The organism is Dyella sp., from assembly GCF_035277725.1.
GTDB lineage: Bacteria > Pseudomonadota > Gammaproteobacteria > Xanthomonadales > Rhodanobacteraceae > Dyella_B.
The window spans coordinates 1-20,433 of the sequence record NZ_DATEJY010000057.1 but is presented as its reverse complement, the minus strand read 5'-3'; the positions used below and the strand labels follow the sequence as shown (position 1 = coordinate 20,433).

General features: G+C 62.1%; 20 protein-coding genes. 15 read left to right on the top strand and 5 right to left on the bottom strand.

The window, feature by feature from the left end:
- Positions 1-8: 8 nt before the first annotated feature.
- The 6 genes from VJR68_RS04990 (at position 9) to VJR68_RS04965 (ending at position 9,326) form a co-directional block, all read left to right on the top strand.
- Positions 9-530 (top strand): hypothetical protein, encoded by a 522-nt coding sequence (locus VJR68_RS04990; RefSeq protein ID WP_324146463.1) that lies wholly within the window; start codon positions 9-11, stop codon positions 528-530.
- A gap of 177 nt (positions 531-707) precedes the next feature.
- A complete protein-coding gene (locus VJR68_RS04985; RefSeq protein WP_324146462.1) occupies positions 708-2,705 on the top strand; it encodes an OPT family oligopeptide transporter in 1,998 nt (665 codons plus the stop codon).
- Positions 2,706-2,881: 176 nt separating this feature from the next.
- The gene (locus VJR68_RS04980; RefSeq protein ID WP_324146461.1) at positions 2,882-3,949 is read left to right on the top strand and encodes a class I SAM-dependent methyltransferase; all 1,068 of its coding nucleotides are present in this window, start codon (positions 2,882-2,884) and stop codon (positions 3,947-3,949) included.
- A complete protein-coding gene (locus VJR68_RS04975; RefSeq protein ID WP_324146460.1) occupies positions 3,946-4,656 on the top strand; it encodes a pseudouridine synthase in 711 nt (236 codons plus the stop codon). Before VJR68_RS04980 ends, VJR68_RS04975 begins: the two co-directional genes overlap by 4 nt.
- A gap of 375 nt (positions 4,657-5,031) precedes the next feature.
- Positions 5,032-6,591, top strand: a complete 1,560-nt coding sequence (locus VJR68_RS04970) for a protein adenylyltransferase SelO (protein ID WP_422653414.1) — start codon at positions 5,032-5,034, stop codon at positions 6,589-6,591.
- Positions 6,592-7,049: 458 nt separating this feature from the next.
- A complete protein-coding gene (locus VJR68_RS04965; protein WP_324146458.1) occupies positions 7,050-9,326 on the top strand; it encodes a winged helix-turn-helix domain-containing protein in 2,277 nt (758 codons plus the stop codon).
- A gap of 38 nt (positions 9,327-9,364) precedes the next feature.
- Here VJR68_RS04965 and VJR68_RS04960 read toward each other — a convergent pair whose 3' ends face one another.
- Positions 9,365-10,135 (bottom strand): SH3 domain-containing protein, encoded by a 771-nt coding sequence (locus VJR68_RS04960; RefSeq protein ID WP_324146457.1) that lies wholly within the window; start codon positions 10,133-10,135, stop codon positions 9,365-9,367.
- A gap of 179 nt (positions 10,136-10,314) precedes the next feature.
- A complete protein-coding gene (locus tag VJR68_RS04955; RefSeq protein ID WP_324146456.1) occupies positions 10,315-10,743 on the bottom strand; it encodes an FKBP-type peptidyl-prolyl cis-trans isomerase in 429 nt (142 codons plus the stop codon).
- A gap of 283 nt (positions 10,744-11,026) precedes the next feature.
- On the opposite strand from VJR68_RS04955, the gene VJR68_RS04950 reads away from it, so the two are divergent.
- The 3 genes from VJR68_RS04950 (at position 11,027) to VJR68_RS04940 (ending at position 13,129) form a co-directional block, all read left to right on the top strand.
- Positions 11,027-12,106: a 3-deoxy-7-phosphoheptulonate synthase gene (locus VJR68_RS04950; RefSeq protein WP_324146455.1), complete on the top strand. Its 1,080-nt coding sequence runs from the start codon at positions 11,027-11,029 to the stop codon at positions 12,104-12,106.
- Between the two features lie 70 nt (positions 12,107-12,176).
- Positions 12,177-12,452 carry a GNAT family N-acetyltransferase gene (locus VJR68_RS04945; RefSeq protein WP_324146454.1) on the top strand — a complete coding sequence of 92 codons (276 nt, stop codon included), beginning with the start codon at positions 12,177-12,179 and terminating at the stop codon, positions 12,450-12,452.
- 23 nt (positions 12,453-12,475) lie between these two features.
- Positions 12,476-13,129: a DUF1345 domain-containing protein gene (locus tag VJR68_RS04940; protein WP_324146453.1), complete on the top strand. Its 654-nt coding sequence runs from the start codon at positions 12,476-12,478 to the stop codon at positions 13,127-13,129.
- Positions 13,130-13,222: 93 nt separating this feature from the next.
- Here VJR68_RS04940 and VJR68_RS04935 read toward each other — a convergent pair whose 3' ends face one another.
- Positions 13,223-13,705, bottom strand: coding sequence for a YajQ family cyclic di-GMP-binding protein (locus tag VJR68_RS04935; protein WP_324146452.1), 483 nt, complete (start codon positions 13,703-13,705; stop codon positions 13,223-13,225).
- A gap of 76 nt (positions 13,706-13,781) precedes the next feature.
- On the opposite strand from VJR68_RS04935, the gene VJR68_RS04930 reads away from it, so the two are divergent.
- Together VJR68_RS04930 and VJR68_RS04925 are read left to right on the top strand one after the other, a co-directional pair.
- Positions 13,782-14,960, top strand: a complete 1,179-nt coding sequence (locus tag VJR68_RS04930) for an NAD(P)/FAD-dependent oxidoreductase (RefSeq protein WP_324146451.1) — start codon at positions 13,782-13,784, stop codon at positions 14,958-14,960.
- Positions 14,961-15,022: 62 nt separating this feature from the next.
- Entirely contained in the window at positions 15,023-15,907 is an 885-nt protein-coding gene (locus VJR68_RS04925) for an NAD(P)-dependent oxidoreductase (protein ID WP_324146450.1), read from the top strand.
- Between the two features lie 149 nt (positions 15,908-16,056).
- Here the strand turns inward: VJR68_RS04925 and VJR68_RS04920 are convergent, their stop codons facing one another.
- Positions 16,057-16,944: a PhzF family phenazine biosynthesis protein gene (locus VJR68_RS04920; RefSeq protein ID WP_324146449.1), complete on the bottom strand. Its 888-nt coding sequence runs from the start codon at positions 16,942-16,944 to the stop codon at positions 16,057-16,059.
- A 107-nt stretch (positions 16,945-17,051) separates the two neighbouring features.
- On the opposite strand from VJR68_RS04920, the gene VJR68_RS04915 reads away from it, so the two are divergent.
- The 4 genes from VJR68_RS04915 to VJR68_RS04900 all read left to right on the top strand — a co-directional run bounded on the left by VJR68_RS04915 (position 17,052) and on the right by VJR68_RS04900 (position 19,933).
- Positions 17,052-17,666, top strand: a complete 615-nt coding sequence (locus tag VJR68_RS04915) for a rhomboid family intramembrane serine protease (protein ID WP_414647739.1) — start codon at positions 17,052-17,054, stop codon at positions 17,664-17,666.
- Positions 17,667-17,740: 74 nt separating this feature from the next.
- Positions 17,741-18,307, top strand: coding sequence for a hypothetical protein (locus VJR68_RS04910; protein WP_324146448.1), 567 nt, complete (start codon positions 17,741-17,743; stop codon positions 18,305-18,307).
- 150 nt (positions 18,308-18,457) lie between these two features.
- Positions 18,458-18,826 carry a hypothetical protein gene (locus VJR68_RS04905; protein WP_324146447.1) on the top strand — a complete coding sequence of 123 codons (369 nt, stop codon included), beginning with the start codon at positions 18,458-18,460 and terminating at the stop codon, positions 18,824-18,826.
- A gap of 78 nt (positions 18,827-18,904) precedes the next feature.
- On the top strand, positions 18,905-19,933 hold the full coding sequence (locus VJR68_RS04900; RefSeq protein WP_324146446.1) for an aminopeptidase: 1,029 nt from the start codon (positions 18,905-18,907) through the stop codon (positions 19,931-19,933).
- A gap of 232 nt (positions 19,934-20,165) precedes the next feature.
- Here the strand turns inward: VJR68_RS04900 and VJR68_RS04895 are convergent.
- Positions 20,166-20,433, bottom strand: a 268-nt coding sequence (locus VJR68_RS04895) for a DUF72 domain-containing protein (RefSeq protein ID WP_324146445.1), incomplete at its 5' end; no start/stop codon positions are given.

Genomic DNA, 20,433 nt, shown 5'->3' with positions numbered 1-20,433 from the left:
GGTTGCACATGAAACGTTTTCTGGTGATCGCCACTACCGCGCTGCTTGCTGCCTGCGGTGGACAGAACGTGCACGAAGCGGCATCGCTCGGCGATCTGGTCAAGCCGGGCACAGCGCCTTGGCTGACGGTGACCGGCGGCGCGGACAAACTCGAGGTGCGCGGGCTGGACCACAAGCTCACGCTGGAACCGTCGCCGGATCTGGCGGCAGCCGTGCAATCGCAGCTGGGCACGCAACTGGCCTCCAACTACGTGCAGGACCTGGTCGTGACCTGCAACGGCCTGACCACCAGCCTGCGCGTCAATGAAGACAAGTCGCCCGGCAACGTCGCGATGGAATTGGGCCTGCATTGCTCGCTGTGGGCGCATGGCTTCCAGACCGATCACGACTACAAGACACAGCCGTCGGCGTCGGTAGCGGGCGGCGTGGGCGATCAGGCGTATGCCCAGGCGCTGCCCAAGCTGCTGGCCGATGGCGCGGAAGATATCGCCGCGCAGATGCGTGGGGACATTCGCAAAGTGGCGCGTTGATCGGCCTTGAGGGAATAGCAAGTCCGTAGGCTGGGATGAAATCCCGGCATGTGTTGGCATGGCGATGCTGGGATGTCATCCCAGCCTACCAAGGCGTTGGGTGATCCTGCGATGCGGCAACAACCTCAGGGCGATCCACGCTAATCTTCCGCGCTGGACATCCTGGGGAGACCACCCGTGAATGCAGTACCCCGACCCGGTGCGGAACGCGCCGAATTGACCGTACGCGGCCTGATCATCGGCATCGTGATCACGCTGGTGTTTACGGCGGCCAACGTGTTCTTCGGCCTCAAGGCCGGCCTGACCTTCGCCACCTCGATTCCCGCGGCGGTGATCTCGATGGCCATCCTGCGCGCGATGAAGGACGCGACGATCCAGGAAAACAACATCGTGCAGACCGTCGCCTCGGCGGCCGGCACGCTGTCGTCGATCATCTTCGTGCTGCCGGGCCTGATCATCGTCGGCTGGTGGACCGGCTTTCCGTTCTGGGTGTCGTTCGGTATCTGCGCGGCGGGCGGCATTCTCGGCGTGATGTACACCATCCCGCTGCGCCGCGCGCTGGTCACCGATTCCGACCTGCCGTATCCGGAAGGCGTGGCCTGCGCCGAAGTGTTGAAGGTGGGTTCGGGCGAAGAGGTGGAAGCCTCCGACTCGGCCGCGGTGGAAGGCGGCAGCGCGGGCCTCAAGGCGGTGGTGGTCGGCTCGATCGTCTCGGCGCTGTTCTACGTGGTGGTGCAGACCAAGCTGTTCGCGTCGGACCTCGCGCAATATTTCCGCATCGGCGACCGGGGTGCGTCCAGCGGCTACGACTTTTCGCTCTCGTTCGCGCTGTTTGCGGTGGGGCATCTGGTCGGCCTGTGGGTGGGCGTCGCGATGCTGGTCGGCGCCATCATCAGCTGGGGCTGGGCGGTGCCGCATTTCAGCCTGCTGCATCCGGGCGTCGGTGACGTGGCGGACGTTGCGCAGGGCATCTGGAGCAAATACGTGCGCTTCGTCGGTGCCGGCACGATCGGCGTGGCGGCGATCTGGACCTTGCTCAAACTGGTCAAGCCGGTGGTCAGCGGCCTCACCTCGGCGATGGCCGCTTCGCGCGTGCGCAAGGCCGGCAAGGGCGACACGCTGCCGCTGACCGAGCGCGACATGCCGATCGGCATCGTCGGCTTGATCGTGCTGTTGTGCATGATCCCGGTGGCGTATCTGCTGGGACACTTCAGCGTGGTCAGCGGGCTGGCTTCGCACACCACGCTGCTGGTGATCGGCGGCGTGGTGTTCGTGTTGATCCTGAGCTTCCTGGTGTCGACGGTGTGCGGCTACATGGCGGGCCTGATCGGTTCGTCCAACAGTCCGCTCTCCGGCATCGGCATCCTGGTGGTGATCATCGCGGCGCTGCTGCTGGTGGCCGGTGTGAAGTCCGATCTGCCGGTCGATTCGGGCAAGGCGCTGGTGGCGTTTGCGCTGTTCATTACCTCGGTGGTGTTCGCGGTCGCGGCGATCGCCAACAACAACCTGCAGGACCTAAAGACCGGCCAGTTGGTGAACGCCACGCCGTGGCGCCAGCAGGTGGCGCTGGTGATCGGCGTGATCGCCGGCGCGGTGGTGATTCCGCCGGTGCTGGGGTTGCTCAACGAAGCCTATGGCTTCCTCGGCGCGCCCGGCGTCAATCCCGCGCATGCGCTGCCGGCACCGCAGGCCGGCTTGATCTCCGCGCTGGCACAGGGCGTGATCCAGAACAATATCGACTGGAGCCTGATCATCATCGGTGCCGTCATCGGCGCGGGCCTGATCGTGCTGGATGCGATGCTTGCGGGCACCACCAAGTCCGTGCGCCTGCCGCCGCTTGCCGTCGGCCTGGGCATGTATCTGCCGACGTCCACCACGTTGATGATCGTGGTCGGCGCCATCGTCGGCTGGTATTTCGACAAGCGCGCCGATCGCACGCCGAAGGCGGAAGCCACCAAGCAGCTGGGCGTGTTGCTCGCCTCCGGCCTGATCGTGGGCGAAAGCATCATCGGCGTGGTGGTGGCGGCCATCGTGGTGTTCTCCGGCAAGCCGGCGCCGCTCGCACTGGTGGGTGACAGTTTTGAGAACACCTCGGTGTGGATCGGCACGATCGCCTTTGCGGCAGTGACGTTTGCGATGTATCGCTGGATTGCGCGGATGGGGCGCAATAGCTGACGTGCAGAGCAAGTAGGTTGGGGTTAGGCGCAGCCGAACCCCAACATCGCATGCATGTATTGGCCGAAGCATTCTTAAGCTCGAGGCTTTGAAAGTAGGCTGGGATGGAATCCCAGCTTTCCTTGGCTTCCTCATGCTGGGATGTCATCCCAGCCTACGCAATTTCAGGCACCGCTTTGACTACGCCAGGTTTTCACGTATCCGCTCCCGAAGCAGTGCTCGATGCACTCTTCCTGCCTTTCGCGGATGGCCTGCTGCAACTCCCCGCCGATGACAGCGTACTGTTTCTGCGCGCACGTGACGGCTTTCGCCTGCGCGAAGTCGCGCAGCGCAACTGGTTATGCGAGCAAAGCTTCAAGCCGTTTGCCGATGCCCTGATTCGCAGCGGCTGCAACGTGGGTGAGGCTGATGCCGATGCACGCTTCAGGCTGGTGCTGGTCTTGCCGCCACGGCAGCGTGATGAGGCGCGTGCCTGGTTCGCCAAGGCGGCGCGTTATGCCGAAGGCGGCGGCGTGGTGGTGACGTGCGTACCGAATGCCGAAGGCGCGAAATCCGCGCAGGCCGATCTCTCGGCATTGCTGGGCTCGGTAAGCCATCTCTCCAAGCACAAATGCCGCGTGTTCTGGGGTGTCTCGGATGCGTCGTGCGACCAGGCGCTGCTTGAAGCATGGCTCGCGTTGGATCGTCCGCGCGCCAATGGCGCCGGTTACGTCAGCCGCCCGGGTTTGTTTGCCTGGGATCGCGTGGATACCGCGTCGGCGTTGCTGGCGGAACATCTGCCGGCGGACTTGCACGGCCGCGTCGCCGACTTCGGTGCGGGCTACGGTTATCTCGCGGCGCAGATCATCGCGCGTTGCCCCAAGGTCACCGCGCTGGCGCTGTACGAAGCCGAAGCGCGCGCGCTGGAGCCTGCGCGGCTGAATATCGAATACGCCCTGCGCGAGCACGCACGCGAGCTTGCCTTCGAGCTGCATTGGCACGACGTCACGCAAGGCGTCGTGCGGCGCTTTGATGCCGTGGTGTGCAATCCGCCGTTCCATCAGGGTAGGGCGGACTTGCCAGACCTGGGCCGTGCCTTTATTACGCAGGCCGCACAGGCGCTGCTACCGCAAGGGCGTCTGTGGCTGGTGGCCAATCGCCATCTGCCCTACGAGGCAACGCTCGCTACGCACTTCGAGCACGTGCGCAGCGTGGCCATGCGGGATGGTTTCAAAGTGATTGAAGCAAAGGATGTACGCACATGAGGCTGGTCAAGCTGATCGCCAATCTCGGCTATGGCAGCCGCAAAGACGTTGCCTGGATGTTCCGCGAAGGACGCATTACCAGTCCCGATGGCGAGGTCTTGTACGCTGATGACAAGGTGGAGCACGCGCAGATCCATATCGATGGCGAACCGCTCGATCCGCCGGCCGGCATCATGCTGATGTTGCACAAGCCGCTGGGTGTGACGTGTTCGCGCAAGGATCCGGGGCGCGTGGTGTATGACCTGCTGCCGCCACGTTATCGCCAGCGCAGTCCCGCGCTTTCCACGGTTGGCCGGCTGGACCGCGACACTTCGGGCTTGCTGCTCATCACCGACGATGGTGCGTTGTTGCATCGGGTCATCTCACCGCGCGCGAACATCACCAAGGTGTACGAAGCCACGCTCGCGCAGGATCTGCGCGGCGACGAACAGGCGCTGTTTGCCAGTGGCACGTTGCTGCTGGAATCGGAAACCACGCCGTTATTGCCGGCCACGCTGGACGTGCTGGCGCCGCGACATGTGCGGCTGTCGATCACCGAAGGGCGCTACCACCAAGTGCGTCGGATGTTCGCCGCTACCGGCAACCATGTCGAAACCTTGCAGCGCACGGCTGTCGGTCAGTTGCAGATGGAAAATTTGCCGCCGGGCGAATGGCGTCGGCTGGGAGAGGATGACATAGCGCGAATCTTTGAACCGGCAGCTCCATGAGTTGCCGGACTTGTCATTTAAGACTTGGCTTGCATCTCATGACTGCGAGCCAGTTCGTCTTCGCGTCGCGACCGTGCGTTGGATGTCCAGGAGACCAGCTTGAATTCCGCAAGCGCGTCGCTGACGGCGTGCGTGTGACTGTCCTGCGTGTGGTTTGAAAGCATCCCTGCTACCAGCTGCATTCCGCGTACGAGGGCGGAACGAGCGAGAAGCATGTGCATAATTTTTTACTCCACCGACTACCCCTGCGTAGCCGCGAGCAAACTGTATCAAGCTTTAACGGCGGATGTATAGGTGCCGTGAAGAACGTGCTGCCGCTCGCAATTTTGCTGCCTTGCACAAGCATGGTCCCGACCGAATATGACTTTCATGACGCTGACGCCTCTCCACTTCGATAACGCATTCATCCGTGATTTGCCCGGCGATCCGGACCACGGTCGTGGCGCGCGCCAAGTCACTGGCGCGCTGTATTCCCATGTCGATCCCAGCCCGGTGTCCGCGCCGCACACCATCGCCTGGTCGCCCGAGATGGCGGCGGAGTTGAGCTTTACGCATGCCGACATCGCCAGTCCGTTTTTTGCGCAAGTATTCGGTGGAAATGGCGTGCTCGAAGGCATGCAGCCGTGGGCATCCAATTACGGTGGCCATCAGTTTGGCGTGTGGGCGGGACAGCTCGGCGACGGACGTGCCATGTCGCTCGGCGAGGTCGTGACGGCGCAAGGCAAGCGCTGGGAACTGCAACTCAAAGGCGCAGGCACCACGCCGTATTCGCGCGGAGCAGACGGACGCGCGGTACTGCGCTCATCGGTCCGCGAATTTCTGTGCAGCGAAGCCATGCACCATCTCGGCGTGCCCACGACGCGCGCACTGAGCCTGGTGATGACGGGCGACATGGTGGAGCGCGACATGTTCTACGACGGCCACCCGCAGAACGAGCCCGGTGCGATCGTCTGCCGCGTGGCGCCGTCGTTCATTCGCTTCGGGCATTTCGAACTGCCGGCGTCACGTGGCGAGATCGACCTGCTGCGCCAACTGGCCGACTTCACGATTCGCCGGGATTTCCCGCATCTGCGCGGCGAAGGCGAAACGCTGTACGCCGATTGGTTTGGCGAGGTTTGTGCGCGCACGGCGACGATGATCGCGCACTGGATGCGCGTGGGTTTCGTGCATGGCGTGATGAATACCGACAACATGTCGATACTCGGCCTCACTATCGACTACGGTCCCTACGGTTGGGTGGATGATTTCGATCCGGACTGGACACCCAACACCACCGACGCCATGCGCCGGCGTTATCGTTTCGGCCAGCAACCGAACGTGGCGTGGTGGAATCTCAGCCGCCTGGCGGCAGCGATTGCACCGTTGTTCGGCGACATCGCGCCCTTGCAAGCAGGGTTGGATCGCTATGCGGCCGAATACAGTTTGCAGACACGCCGCGATATCGCCGCAAAACTCGGCCTGATGGAATGCCGCGACGATGATGTTACGCGCATGGAAACGCTGCAACGGCTGATGCACCAGGCGGAAGTGGACATGACCTTGTTCTTCCGCGCACTCAGCCATGTCGATCTTCACGCACCGCAACTGCAGCCACTGCGGCATGCGTTCTACGACGGTGCCAAGCGTGAAGCGGCGGAAGCCGATTTCCTGCGCTGGCTGGACGACTACGTCGTGCGTGTGCGTGAAGATGCCTGGACGCCGGAACAGCGTCTGCAGCGCATGAATGCGGCGAACCCGTGTTATGTGCTGCGCAATTATCTGGCGCAGGAAGCGATCGATCGCGCAACGCAAGGTGATTACGAAGGTATCCATACGTTGCTTGAGGTACTGCGTCACCCGTACGAAGAACAACCAGGCTGCGAGCAGTTTGCGCAGAAGCGGCCGGAGTGGGCGAAGCACCGCGCAGGTTGTTCCATGCTCTCCTGCAGCTCATGACATAGGTTGGGGTTCGCGTTCGCTCACCCCAACTTACGCGCGTGTCTGTCCACCAGTTCGCGAGAGCTGCGATCGACATGCCGGCTGCATCACAAGTTGGCTTGCAGGAAGCTGTCTTTCCAGGACGCTACGGGTCGCTCCGGCGAATACGCCACAGCGCAAAACAGAAGGTGATCGGACTTGCCATGCGCTACGCCGTGCTTCCGAGCGCGCAACAAAGATTCGCAGCCAAACCAAAGCAAGTGACAGGCGTGCCGAACGCAATCGATATTGCGATATCTGCCGATCGCTGTTGCGTTATTTGTCAGGCAAGCAAAACTTTACGCAGTTCGCATCCTGACTGTTTGAAATAACGGCTACACGTACCTGGATGATAAAATTTCCGCATGGGGAATCCAGTTTATTGCTTTGACGATTGTCGTCTTGATCCTCTTGCGCGGGAATTGACTCGAAACGATGTGTCGGTCGCGTTGCCGGCCAGCGCATTCGATTGCCTGGTGTACTTGATCGAGAACCGGGCGCGTCCGGTCGGCAAGGACGAGCTGATCTCCGCCGTGTGGGGACGCGCCGACGTCAGCGACAATTTGCTGGCGCAGACCGTCGTGCGCTTGCGGCGCTCGCTGGGTGATGCGGGTAACGAGCAGCGCTGCATCAAGACGGTGCCGCGCGTGGGTTATCGCTGGATGCTGGAGACGTCGGTAGTCGTGCAGGCTACCGAGCCGCCTTCAACGCAAGCCCAACCGACGGTTGCCGCGCCTGTCATCGCGGAGAACGGCGGTGTGCCGCAACGTACGAAGCGCGTGCGTCCCGCCTTGCTGACGGCATTGTTGTTTACGGTTGCACTGGCAGCGATGTATTGGGGATCGCAGTTTCACAGTGCCAAAGCGGCACCATCCGCATTGCAGTTCGACCACCGTTCCGCCGTCGTGCTGCCTGCCACGGTGAGCGGGCCAGACGATTGGAAATGGTTGCAGATCGGCTTGATGGATCTGATCTCCAATCAGCTGCGCACGGCGAAGGTGCCTACCGAAAGCAGCCAATACGTGCTCAATCTGCTGAACCAGGCGGATAAAGGAAGCGGTAGCCTGGCATCGTTTGCGCTGGTCATCAGTCCGCGCGTGACGCTGGTTGCCAATACCTGGCATGTGCATCTGGATGCGAAGAGCCGTGAGGGGCAAGCCTGGCAGGTGGAATCCTCGTCCGCCGATGTGCTCGATGCGGCGCACGCGGCGAGCGATCTCTTGCTGGCGCAGCTTGGCTATAGCGCAGGCACCGAACATCGTGGCGGGGATACGCAACAGCAATACTTGTTGCGCATTGAGGCGGCGCAGCTGGCCGGCCATCCGGATCTTGCACAATCGCTGCTTGCCCAGGCGCCGCCCGATCTGCGCCGCACGCCCGAGTTTGCGTACGTGGAAGCGGATTTCCATTGCAATGCGGGCGAGTTTGAACGTTGCGAACAGGCGTTCAATGATTTGTTGAAGCAATTGCCGGCCGACAAGCAGGTGCTGCGCGCCAAGGTGTTGACCAGCCTCTGGTACAGCTATTACCGCAAGCATCAGTACGCGCAGGGCGAAGCGGCATTGAGCGAAGCGATTCACCTGTTGCAAGGCCAAAAGGATGTCGAGGCCCTGGCGACCGCCTATCTCGACCGATCGCATCTGGAGTTCTTTGACGCCAAGCTGGATATGGCAGCGATGGACCTTGGCCTTGCCCGCGTCAAATACACCTTGGCAGGCGACACCGTGGGCCAATCGAAAGTAGATGTATCGATGGCCGAAATTGCCATGCAACGCGGGCAATTTGCGCAGGCGCTGATGTTGCTGCAGCAGGCGTATGAGCATTTCCAGCGCATGGGCATGCGCGAGCTGTTGTCGATGCCGCTGCAAGGGCTGACGTATTCGCACAAGATGCTGCTGCAATTTCCCGACGAGCTGGCGACGACCGAGCTGTATTGGCCGTTCGAACAGAAGAACATGCGGTTTTGCGACAACTATGTGCGCAATGCGTTGGCGATCCTGCGCGCCGTCGCGTTGGCCGATAACGGCCGCACGTCCGAAGCGAGTACGGTGCTCGAACAACTGCTCGGGCAATTGAAGCCAGACGACGATCCGGCGCAGCGCGCATCCACGCAAGCCTTGTTGGCTCAACTGGCGTTGGAGCGCGGAGAAACGCAGGCAGCGTTGACGTGGATCACGAAGGCGATGGACGGCACGGCACTCAAGCAGGACGATGACAAGCGCAATGTCGCGCAGGCCTGGCTTATCCAGATCAACATCCTGTTGCGCGCCGGTCGTGCGGATGATGTGCAGCGCACGGTGGCAGCCATGAAGGCCTGGGCCGCGCCGCTGATGGAACAGGATGAGTGGATTGCGCTTTACGTCATGCGCGCCACGGCTGCCCAGGCATGGAGCGAAGGGAAACACCAGCAGGCGCTCGAACAGCTCAAGCTCGCCATGGCCGTGGCGGACAAGCTCGGTGTGCCAGAACTTATCGTCAGCGTTGGACAGTCGTACGCCTTGGCGTTGGTGAGTGCGGGCAACGTCGATCAGGCGGTGGCGATCAGCGGCCGTCTTTCAAGCTGGAGCGAACTGGATTGGCGCGCCGCGTGGGCGGAAGCCTGCGTATATCGCGCGCTGGGACAGATGCAGGCGTGGGAGAAGTATCGAAGCAAGGCTCAGGCCCTGGCCGGCGATCGCCCGGAGCTGGCGCAACCTGCATTGCCCGGATTTTGAGCGCAGGCCGGATAGCCCGGCCTGCGCCATAAAAAAGCTTAGCCGCCGTTGTTGTTGCCGTTGTTTCCCTGTTGCGGCGGATTGCGGGGCTGCGGTGCCGGCCGGTTGCCTTGCGGGCCACGGCCGTTGTTGGGACGCGCGCCGGCGTTGCCGCCTTGCTGGCCGTTGTTACCAGGGCGCGGGCCGACATTTCCGCCTTGGCCGCCGGAGGGCGGCGGTGTCGGACGGTTGCCGCCGGGTCCGTAGTTGCCACCGTGCCCACCGCTGCCGGGCGGCGGATAGTTGCCGCCCTGTCCGCCCGTACCGGGCTTTGCCGGTGGGCGATTGCCGGGACCGGGCCGGTTGCCGCCGTACGGTGGGCGTGGCATCGGCCGGATCGGTGGGCGTGGCCCGGGGTAGGGGCGAACGGGAATGGGTCGTCCATACCAGCGGGTGCGATCGCGATAGAAAGGTCGATTGACGTAATAGCGGCCCCAATACGCCCCGATCGCAAAGGTCACGATCGGAATGCCGATGCGTGCGCCATAGTCGGTCACGATCACCGGCTGGTCGTTGTACAGGTATTCGATATACGGACCGGCGATCCAGCCGCGACTGCCACCGGCAATCACGTCGCACCATTGCCAACCGTCCGTGCAGCCTTGCACGTCCACCGGCGTGCCGGCATCGAGCGTATAGATCAACGGGTATTGCGGATCAGGGCCAGCCAGCATGTTCACGGTGGCGACGGTGTAGCCCTGCGCCGCAAACGCGGCTGCTGGAACCAGGGTGAAAACGGCGGCGATCAACGACCACAGCATTCGCTTCATCGAGCAATCCTCCGGATGGGGGCGTACGACGTCACTGCCGGATCATCATGCCGCCATTCGGCATAGGCGCCTAGCGCCCAAGATTCCTAATTGAAACGCAGGCCGTAGGTTGGGGTGCGAACCCCAACATGATCTGCAACGTTGGGGTTCGCGTTCCGCCCACCCCAACCTACGTGGCCCTAGCGAACATCCACCAGTTCGATGTCGAACACCAGCGCACTGTTGCCCGGTACATCGGGCGCGGCGCCGCGGCGGCCGTAACCCATGCGGGAAGGAATGATGACGGTGCGCTTGCCGCCCACTTTCATGCCGCGCACGCCGCTATCCATGCCTTCGATGACTTCGTTCGCGCCGACCGAGAAGGTGAGCGGGCGGCCGTTGTCGTAGGAACTATCGATTTTCGCGCCATGGTGGTCGGGCGTCTTGGCGTCGTACAGCCAGCCGATGTACTGGATGCGCACTTCTGAATCGTCGCGCGCGGTGTTGCCGGTGCCCACCACCACGTCTTTGATCACCATCGACGGCACGTCGTCGGCCCGGGCCGGCTGCGAGCCGAGGGCGCCCAGGGCGAGCAGGACGGTGGCGAGGAAGGCGAACGGACGCGGCATGGAAAACTCCAAAAAAGTGATGGCGGCGGGACAGTAGCGCATCGTAGCGGCCGACCATAGTCCATTCCCTCAGTTTGCATTGCAGCAATGATGTGGTATCACTGGCCTCCATGATTCTCACCACCTCCAGCCGCTATTACTTTTGGTATCGCCATCCGAAACCGGCGGCGGAGCATGGTGCGCGATCGTAACGAGTCAAGATCACCCACTTTCCAAAAAGCCGCCAGTCACCCTGGCGGCTTTTTTCATTCAGTCGCCGGGAAACCAACAGGAACACATTGCCATGACCAGCCGTACCGACGACCTTCGCATCCGCGAAATCAAGGAAGTACCCACCCCCGCCGACGTGATGCGGGATTGCCCGCCGAGCGATGAGGCCCTCGCCACCGTAGCGGATGCGCGCAACGCGCTGCACCGCATCCTGCATGGCCAGGACGATCGCCTCGCCGTCGTGATCGGCCCGTGCTCCATTCACGACCCCGCTGCCGCGCTGGAATACGCCAGGCGCCTGGCCGTCGAGCGCGCGAGGCATGCCGATACGCTGGAAATCGTGATGCGCGTGTATTTCGAAAAGCCGCGCACCACGGTGGGCTGGAAAGGGCTGATCAACGATCCGGACCTGGACGAGAGCTATCACATCGACAAAGGCCTGCATCTGGCGCGGCGCCTGTTGTGCGACATCAACGCGTTGGGCTTGCCGGCCGGTACCGAATTCCTCGACCTGATCACGCCGCAATACATCGCCGACCTGGTGGCGTGGGGCGCGATCGGCGCGCGCACGACCGAAAGCCAATCGCATCGTGAGCTTGCTTCTGGCCTGTCGTGTCCGGTGGGCTTCAAGAACGGCACCGATGGCAACGTGAAGATTGCCGTGGACGCCGTGCTCGCTGCAGCACGGCCGCATCATTTCATGGCGGTGACCAAGCACGGGCGCACGGCGATTGCGGCGACGGCAGGCAACGAGGACTGCCACGTGATTCTGCGCGGCGGCAAGCTGCCCAACTACGATGCCGCCAGCGTCGACAGTGCTTGCGGCGTGCTGGCGAAAGCGGGCATCGCGCAGCGCCTGATGATCGACGCCAGTCACGCCAACAGCGCCAAGCAGCCGGAAAACCAGCCGCGCGTGGTGGCCGACATCGCCGCGCAGCTCGAAGGTGGCCAAACGCGTATCCATGGCGTGATGGTGGAGAGCCATCTGGTGGCCGGGCGCCAGGACCTGACGCCCGGCTGCGAACTCATCTACGGGCAGAGCATCACCGACGGCTGCATCGGCTGGGATACCACGGTGGAGGTGCTCGATCGCCTGGCCAAGGCGGTACGGGTGCGCCGCGAGCGGGTGGCGGGGCAGGTCGTGGCAGCCTGATGCCGCACCTCTCCCCGACGCGGGGCTGGCATTCTATGCTTTGCACCTTCGACTTCCGCGGAGCGGCATCATGGGTTTGGATATCCGGCACCTCGCTGCAGCACATCGCTTTGAAACCACCGTCGATGGGCATGTCTGCGAGCTCGATTACAACCTGCATGGCCAGGTGATGACCATTACCCACACCGGCGTGCCCGAGCAGGTAGGCGGACGCGGCATTGCCAGCGAACTGGTGCGAACCGCGCTCGACACCGCGCGCCGCGAAGGCTGGAAAGTGGTGCCGGCGTGCAGTTATGCGCAGGTGTGGATGGAACGCCATCCGGCCTACAGCGACCTGCGCGCATGAATACGACTTCGCATGAAAAGCGCATGACGCTTCACCGCTGGGCGCCGGTGCGTTTTGTGCGTGCGCGTCCGTGGTTGGCGATATCCAGCATCGTGTTCGTGGCGGTGTGCGCTGCGCTGCTGGCCACTGGCGCGAAACCCGCCTCAGCCTTGCTGCTTGGCTTCGATGCCGGTGCGCTGCTTTATCTGAGCATGGTGGCGCGCATGTTTCATCGCGCTACCGCCGAACACATGGCAAGACAGGCGCAATGCCAGGATACCGGGCGGCGCGGCACGCTGTGGGTGGCGGTAACGCTATCGGTGGTGGTGCTGGTGGCGTTGACCACCGAGCTGCATGCCGCCAAGGGCGGTGGCATTCAGGCGCTGGGCATGGCAGCACTCAGTATCGTGTTGTCATGGCTGTTCATGAACACCATGTATGCGCTGCACTATGCGCATGGCTATTACGGCGATTTCGGCAAGCAGCACGAAGGGCTGGAATTTCCCGGTACCACCCATCCCGATTATTGGGACTTCCTGTATTTCGCCTTCGTGATCGGCATGTGCTTTCAGGTGTCGGATGTGCAGATCACCAGTTGCACGCTGCGCCGCACGGCGCTGCTGCATAGCGTGGTGGCGTTTTTCTTCAACGTGTTCATTATTGCGATCAGCGTGAACATCGCCGCTGGCCTAGCCTAGACGCGAGGCGCTGCGCGTAGGCTGGGATGAAATCCCAGCATCACCATGCCTGTATATGCTGGGATTTCATCCCAGCCTACGCGACTGCATGTCTTAATCGCGGAAATTATCGAACTGCAACGGCAGCTCCACATCCGCCTTGCGCAGCACCGCCATCGCCAACTGCAGGTCATCTTTCTTCTTGCCGCTCACGCGCAATTTGTCGCCATTGATCTGCGCTTCCACTTTCAGCTTGGCTTCCTTCAACGTGGCAATCAGCTTCTTGGCGATGGGCTGCTCGATGCCTTGCTTCACGGTGATCTTCTGCCGCGCGCCGCCCAGGTTCACTTCCGGATCGGCGATGTCGAGCGCGCGCAGGTCGATCTTCCGTGCTGCCAGGCGGCCGCGCAGGATGTCCAGCATCTGCTGCAACTGGAATTCGCTGGGTGCGCTTTGCGTGATCACCGACTTGTCCAGCTCGAACTTCGCATCGCTGCCCTTGAAGTCGAAGCGGTTGGACAATTCGCGATTGGCCTGGTCGACCCCATTGGTCAATTCGTGTTTGTCGACTTCGGAGATGACGTCGAAAGAAGGCATGGTCTTTAAGTCCGTAGCAAGGTAGGCGCCAAGTTTATTGGATAATGGGCGGACGTATGAGAAGGGCGATGCTCGCGTGAAAGTGGACGTTCTGGTGATCGGCGCCGGTGCCGCTGGCTTGATGTGTGCGATCACCGCCGGGCAACGCGGGCGGCGTGTGCTGCTGCTGGATCATGCGAACAAGCCGGGCAAGAAAATCCTGATGTCCGGCGGCGGGCGCTGCAACTTCACCAACCTGGGCGCGACGCCGGCGCAATATCTGTCGGCCAACCCGCATTTCTGCAAATCCGCGCTGGCGCGTTATACCCAATGGGATTTCATTGCGCTGGTGGACAAGCATCGCATTGCCTATCACGAGAAAGAGCTGGGGCAGCTGTTTTGCGATGAATCCTCCAAGCTGATCGTGCGCATGCTGCTGGACGAATGCACGGCGGCAGGCGTGCGCGTTGAAACCGGTTGCGCGGTGGAGCGGGTTCGCAAAACGGACGAAGGCTTTGCGGTCGTGACCGCGCACGGCGAAGTGCATGCCGACTCGTTGGTGATCGCCACTGGGGGGCTTTCGATTCCCAGCATGGGCGCGACTGGATTGGGCTATGAACTGGCGCGGCAGTTCGGCCACAACGTGCTGCCGACGCGTGCAGGCCTGGTGCCGCTGACCTTGAGCGGCAAGCATCTGGAGCATTACCAGGAGTTGGCCGGCGTGGCGTTGCCGGTAGTCGAAACGCGGGTGGGCAAGCGGCGTTTTCGCGCAGGATTGTTGTTTACCCATCGCGGTATCAGCGGGCCTGCCGTGCTGCAGATTTCTTCCTACTGGCAAGCGGGCGACGAGTTGCGTATCGATTTGTCGCCCGAGCAGGACATCGGCGATTGGCTGGTCGCCCAGCGCGCTGCGCGTCCGGCAGCGGAACTGCGCAATGTATTGGGCGATCTGCTGCCGCGCCGGTTGGCGCAGCGTCTGTGCGAGCTGTGGCTGGGCAGCAAACCGATGCGCCAGTATCGCGATGCAGAACTGCACGATGCAGGCGCGCGATTGCATGATTGGCCGATCGTTGCCAGCGGTACGGAAGGCTACCGCACGGCCGAAGTTACACTCGGCGGCGTGGATACGGATGAGCTTTCTTCCGCGACCATGCAGTCCAAGCGCGTGCCCGGGTTGTATTTCATCGGTGAAGTGGTCGACGTCACCGGCTGGTTAGGCGGCTACAACTTCCAATGGGCCTGGGCGTCGGGCCATGCGGCCGGCGAAGTCGTCTAGAACTTCGCTTCGGTTGGACATCGGCCATGCTCCACTAGGCATCTGTATTTAGGAGATTCCTCATGAAAGTCGGTTTTCTCGGACTCGGCGCGATGGGCAGCGCCATGGCCAGCAACCTGGTAGCGGCCGGCCATCAGGTGCTGGTGTGGAATCGCTCCGAAGCGGCAGCTCAGAAATTGGAATCGCTGGGCGCCAAAGTGATGAGCACGCCGGATCGCGCCGCGCAGGGCGAGGTGCTGCACAGCATGCTGGCGAACGATCAGGCCGTGCGCGACGTGATCCTCGATAGCGGCCTGCTCGATGCGATGGATCCCGGCACTGTGCACGTCAACCACGCCACCATTTCTGTCGCGCTCGCCAAGCAACTGGCCGAAGAACATGCCAAGCGCGGCTTGAGTTACGTCGCCGCGCCGGTGTTCGGCCGTCCGGACGTGGCGGCCGCAGGCAAACTCAACATGCTGGTGGCCGGCGCGCACGGAGCTATCGAAAAAGTGAGACCCTTGCTTGAAACCATGGCGGCAAAGCTATGGCCGATGGGTGATAGCCCGGAACGCGCCAATGCGGTGAAGCTGGCCGGCAATTTCATGATCGTGTCGGCGATCGAAAGCATGGCCGAAGCATCGGTGCTTGCACGCGCTTATGGCGTGAGCGCGGTCGATTTCATTGAGCTGATGACCAGCACCTTGTTCGCATCGCCGGTGTATCAGGGGTATGGCAAAGCGATGGCGCAAGAGCGTTTCACGCCGCCGGGTTTTGCACTGCCGCTGGGCTTGAAGGACGTGATGCTGGCGCAGGATGCCGCGCAAGCGGAGAAGGTGCCGATGCCGTTGGCGAGCGTGCTGCGCGACAGCTTGATCGAAGCGTTGGCCAATGGTGCCGAGGGATTGGATCTTGCTGCGTTGGCGCAGGTCTCCGCGCGTCGGGCGAATCTGGATCGCCGCGCGTAGCACGGCAACGCAGGCTGGGATGAAATGCCAGCATCGCCATGTCCATGCGCGGGAATGTATCGCCGTCATTCCCGCGAAAGCGGGAATCCATTTGCTCTGGTACGAAAAGCAAGATGGATTCCCGCCTCCGCGGGAATGACGGCCGTGGATTACGAATGGTGCGCGCTCCAATGCAGCGTGCCGTCGATGACGGTATTCGTGCGCCCGCCAATCCAGATCGTGCCATTCACGATATGCGCGATCAGCTGCGCATCGTGTCCCATCTCGCGCCCCTGGCTGACGGCATAGCCACGCGCCAGTGGTCCGTCAGGTTCCGCGTGCGCAATATAGGCGGCGATCAATCCATTGGCGGCACCCGAGGCGGGGTCCTCGACAATGCCGACGCCGGACGGAAAGGCGCGCACCACAAGTTGGTAATCCGGATGGCTGCTGCGTGCAAACGCGCACAAGCCCATGCTGCCGCTGGCAACTGCCAGCGCACCGATGGCGCTGTGGTCGGGTGTCCACGCACGCAGGCTCGCTTCATCCGCACATTCGGCCAGCCACCAGCGACGGCCGCCGTCCACCAGGGCCGGCGGTAGCTTGCCCAAGCCGATGCTGTCGAGCGTGGCGGCCAGCAGCGGATGCGCATGCAGGCCGGTTTTTACAACGCGTGCTTCAGGGGATTGCAGCATCAGCACGCGTTGCGCGCCGGTGCCTTCGACGCGGATCGGCAGCACGCCGGCGCCGCATTCCTGCCACAGCACGCCGTCTTTCGGTTCGGCCAGACCGCATTCGAGCACTGCATGCGCACTACCCACACTGGGGTGGCCGGCGAAGGCGATTTCCTTATCTGGCGTGAAAATGCGCACGCGATAGCTGGCTTTGGCATCGCCGGGCGGCAACAGAAAGGTGGTTTCGACCAGATCGGTCCAGCGGGCATAGCGCTGCATATCGGCCTCGCTCCATCCGCTGGCGTCGGTGACTACTCCCAGGTGGTTGCCGCCGCCGGGGCTCGCGGCAAAAACGTCCAGGTGCATGTAGCGGATCGGGTTCATACGACTAGGAGAAGCACGAAGCGAGAGCGGTCATGCATTCTAACGGTCGACAACTCGGTGCGTGAACGTCAAGATGGGCGGATTCCGAAGTTCGTCCAATTCGTCATATGTCCATACCGATTACGCTGCTCATCATCCTCGCCGCCACCTGCATCGTCTCCTTCATGGCGTTCAACAATCGGCGCCTGGTGGATGATCTGATCCTGTGGCCGCCCGCGATCGAACGTAAGCGCGAGTATTACCGGCTGGTCACCTACGGCCTGCTGCATGCCGATCCCATGCACTTGCTGTTCAACATGATGACGCTGTTTTTCTTCGGCCGAATCATGGAGCCGATTTACAACGGCGCCTTGGGTGCGTTCGGCTTTGCGTTGTTCTATCTGGGCGGGTTGATCGTGTCGATCCTGCCGACCTATTTGAAGAATCGCCGCAATACGAACTATCACAGCCTGGGTGCGTCCGGCGCGGTGTCCGCGGTGTTGTTCGGTTTCATTCTGTATGCGCCATGGACGCGCATTTGGGTGTTCTTCATACCGGTGCCGGCGATCATCTATGCCGTGCTGTATGTGGGCTATTCCATCTACATGGATCGGCAAGGGCGAGACAACATCAACCATAGTGCTCATCTATGGGGCGCGGCCTACGGCGTGGTGTTTACCGTGCTGGCCAATCCGCCGGTGTTGCCGCATTTCCTGGGAGCCTTGTTGCGGCCAGGCATGTAGCCAGCGTTTGGCACTTGCCGCGCGCGCGCACTTCGCGATGATGGGAGTACCTACCACCGCTGGAGTACGTACGCATGGCAACGACGCGCAAGTCTGCTGCGAAGAAGTCCGCGGCTCGCAAGGCAAGCCAGGGTAAGGATTCGACCAAGAACAAGCTTGCCGGTACATCGGCCTCGGTCAGTAAAAAAGCCGCTAAAAAGCCTGCTCCCAAGAAAACGGTCAAGAAGGCGGCGGCCAAGCCGGCAGCGAAAACAGCGGTGAAGAAGGCAACCGCCAAGAAAGCAGCCGTGAAGAAAACGGCCAAGCAGGCGGCATCGCGGGCGCCGGCCAAGCCAAAAACAGCGAAAGCGAAGACACCGGCGGCCAAGACCAACCCGGCGAAAAAAACTGCGGCCAAGCCTGCCGCAGCGCCCACCCCGGAACCCTCGCATCTCAGTCCTGAAGAAGCCGTCGCGCATATCCAGGCGCTGTTGCGGGCCAAGCAGGAGCGCTTGAAACAAGGGCCCAATTGGCCCGGAGCCACGTCGAACCCGGGCGCGGCCAACGGCCATGCCCAACATGGCGGCGGCAATGCCGGCAGTGGCCCGTTGCATCACCTTTCACATGCCCGCGGCGATCAGACCAAAAGTGGCAAGAGCTGATCGGCATGGTCGTCATCCCGGCACATCGCTGGGATGACGCAACGTGCCCAGATATGTCATCAAGGTTGTCATGCTGGACCGGCTTTGCTCAGGGCGCATTTATCGCCGCAGGACTAGGCTGCAAACCGTAGAGCGCATGGAGTCCCCACCATGAACATCGCAGTCAAACGTGTGCTTGCCGGCATGGTGCTGGCTGGCCTGATGAGCCTGCTTTCAGGCTGTTACGTCGCCCCGGACTATAGCTATGTGCGAGGCAACGGTTACGCGGGCGATGCGTATTACGGCAGCGCCCCTGCCGTTGTCTACGATGAGCCGTATGGCTATTACGGTTATCCCTACGGCTATTACGGCGGCGTGGGTTATTACGGCTATGGCGGCTGGTACGGCCGAGGACATTACTGGGGACGCGGTGGCCACGACTGGCATGGCGGCCACGGCAATTGGCATGGCAGTGGGGGTCACAGCAGTGGCCATTGGTCCGGCGGCCACGGCGGCGGTTGGAACGGTCACGGGCACTGAGTACTCGTCTTTTGTCAGAATGCGGGGATGATTCGTCCCCGCCTTTTTCTATCCGCCACGCGATGGATTGTCTGCATCATGGTGGTTGCTCTGCTGGGTGCATGTGCCGATCTGCGCTATTACGCACACGTCACGCATGGCGAAAGCGCCTTGTTGCTCAAGCGACGTTCCGTTAGCAAGGTCATCAGCGATCCGGCCACCGATCCCAAGCTGGCGGCGCGCTTGAAGCTTTCCCAGCAGGCGCGGCAATTCGCATCCGAGCAGCTCGATCTGCCGCGCAACCGCAGCTACACCTATTACGTGCCGCTGCATCGTCCTTATGTGGTGTGGAATGTCTTTGCGACGCCGCGCTTTTCGGTGGACGCTGTTCCGCAGTGTTTTCCAATCGCCGGTTGCGTGGCGTACCGTGGCTGGTTCGACGAGCAGAAGGCGAGGGCGAGTGCCGAACGTTTGCGCGCGAACGGCGACGATGTCTATATCGGAGGTGTATCGGCCTATTCGACGCTGGGCTGGTTTGCCGATCCCATTCTGAGCAGCATGATGCGCTGGGATGACGACGAACTGGTCGGCACGGTCTTCCATGAGTTGGCGCATCAGAAGATCTACGTGAAAGGCGATACGGCTTTCAACGAAAGCTATGCGATGTTCGTGGAGGATGAAGGCCTGCGCGAATGGCATCGTGCGCGGGGCGAGCCGGTCGGCGATGATCACGATCAGGTGATGGATGACGGTTTCACCCAACTGGTGCTCGATTTGCGCGAACGCCTGAAGAAGCTTTACGCCAGCGGCGTGGACGAACAGGCGATGGCGGCAGGGAAGCAGCGGGAGATCGAGAACTTCCGCAAGCGCTATACCGCATGGCGCGACGCGAACTGGCCGAACGATCATCGCTACGACAAGTGGGTGGCGCAGCCGATCAACAACGCCACGTTGCTGCCGTTTGGTCTGTACGATCAGTGGAAGCCGGCGTTTGCCGTGTTGTTCAAGCAAGCAGGTAATCAATGGACGCCGTTCTTTGAGCGCGTGCGTGCGCTGGCGAAGGAGCGTAAGGCGCAGCGGGAAGACTCGTTACGAGCGCTCTTGCAGGTTGGGTTACCCAGGACTTGATCGGGTAACCCCACGATATCGCCTCGAAACCAAATTCGTTGGGTTGCGCTGCGCTACCCCCAGCGGCACTAACTTAGGCATCGTCGCCCCGGCGAAAGCCGGGGCCTAGTGACTTGGGCGCCTAAAAACGTCACTGGGTCCCGGCTTTCGCCGGGACGACGGGTTCAAAATTTTTTGCAGTATTCGGGATAAAAGTGCCTAAGTTAGTGCCATTAGCGCTAACCCGACCTACCTAGCTACCCAGTCGCTCGATCAGCGCCATGGCTGCGGCCGGGTTGCGCTCTTTGGCAGCACTGATGAAGAAAACAAAGACATCGCGCGTGCGCTGCGGTGCGCGCTCTTTATCAAGATAGGGAAGATCCGCCGGCTGCGCGCCATCTGCCCACGCGTGTGCACGTTTCGCCCAGCCATCCAGCTCGTCGCTGTCGTAGCCCGTGGCGATCTCGCTGCGCGAGCGCATCAACCGTGCATAGACGAAATCCGCGGTGACATCGGCGAAG

Excerpts from the sequence above, each read along its gene's own strand:
- VJR68_RS04905 (WP_324146447.1), top strand. The coding sequence starts at position 18,458 with ATGAACATCGCAGTCAAACGTGTGCTTGCCGGCATGGTGCTGGCTGGC.
- VJR68_RS04915 (WP_414647739.1), top strand. The coding sequence starts at position 17,052 with ATGTCCATACCGATTACGCTGCTCATCATCCTCGCCGCCACCTGCATC.
- VJR68_RS04945 (WP_324146454.1), top strand. The coding sequence starts at position 12,177 with ATGGGTTTGGATATCCGGCACCTCGCTGCAGCACATCGCTTTGAAACC.
- VJR68_RS04950 (WP_324146455.1), top strand. The coding sequence starts at position 11,027 with ATGACCAGCCGTACCGACGACCTTCGCATCCGCGAAATCAAGGAAGTA.
- VJR68_RS04940 (WP_324146453.1), top strand. The coding sequence starts at position 12,476 with ATGACGCTTCACCGCTGGGCGCCGGTGCGTTTTGTGCGTGCGCGTCCG.
- VJR68_RS04910 (WP_324146448.1), top strand. The coding sequence starts at position 17,741 with ATGGCAACGACGCGCAAGTCTGCTGCGAAGAAGTCCGCGGCTCGCAAG.
- VJR68_RS04955 (WP_324146456.1), bottom strand. The coding sequence starts at position 10,743 with ATGCCGCGTCCGTTCGCCTTCCTCGCCACCGTCCTGCTCGCCCTGGGC.
- VJR68_RS04990 (WP_324146463.1), top strand. The coding sequence starts at position 9 with ATGAAACGTTTTCTGGTGATCGCCACTACCGCGCTGCTTGCTGCCTGC.
- VJR68_RS04975 (WP_324146460.1), top strand. The coding sequence starts at position 3,946 with ATGAGGCTGGTCAAGCTGATCGCCAATCTCGGCTATGGCAGCCGCAAA.
- VJR68_RS04925 (WP_324146450.1), top strand. The coding sequence starts at position 15,023 with ATGAAAGTCGGTTTTCTCGGACTCGGCGCGATGGGCAGCGCCATGGCC.
- VJR68_RS04960 (WP_324146457.1), bottom strand. The coding sequence starts at position 10,135 with ATGAAGCGAATGCTGTGGTCGTTGATCGCCGCCGTTTTCACCCTGGTT.
- VJR68_RS04900 (WP_324146446.1), top strand. The coding sequence starts at position 18,905 with ATGGTGGTTGCTCTGCTGGGTGCATGTGCCGATCTGCGCTATTACGCA.
- VJR68_RS04920 (WP_324146449.1), bottom strand. The coding sequence starts at position 16,944 with ATGAACCCGATCCGCTACATGCACCTGGACGTTTTTGCCGCGAGCCCC.
- VJR68_RS04935 (WP_324146452.1), bottom strand. The coding sequence starts at position 13,705 with ATGCCTTCTTTCGACGTCATCTCCGAAGTCGACAAACACGAATTGACC.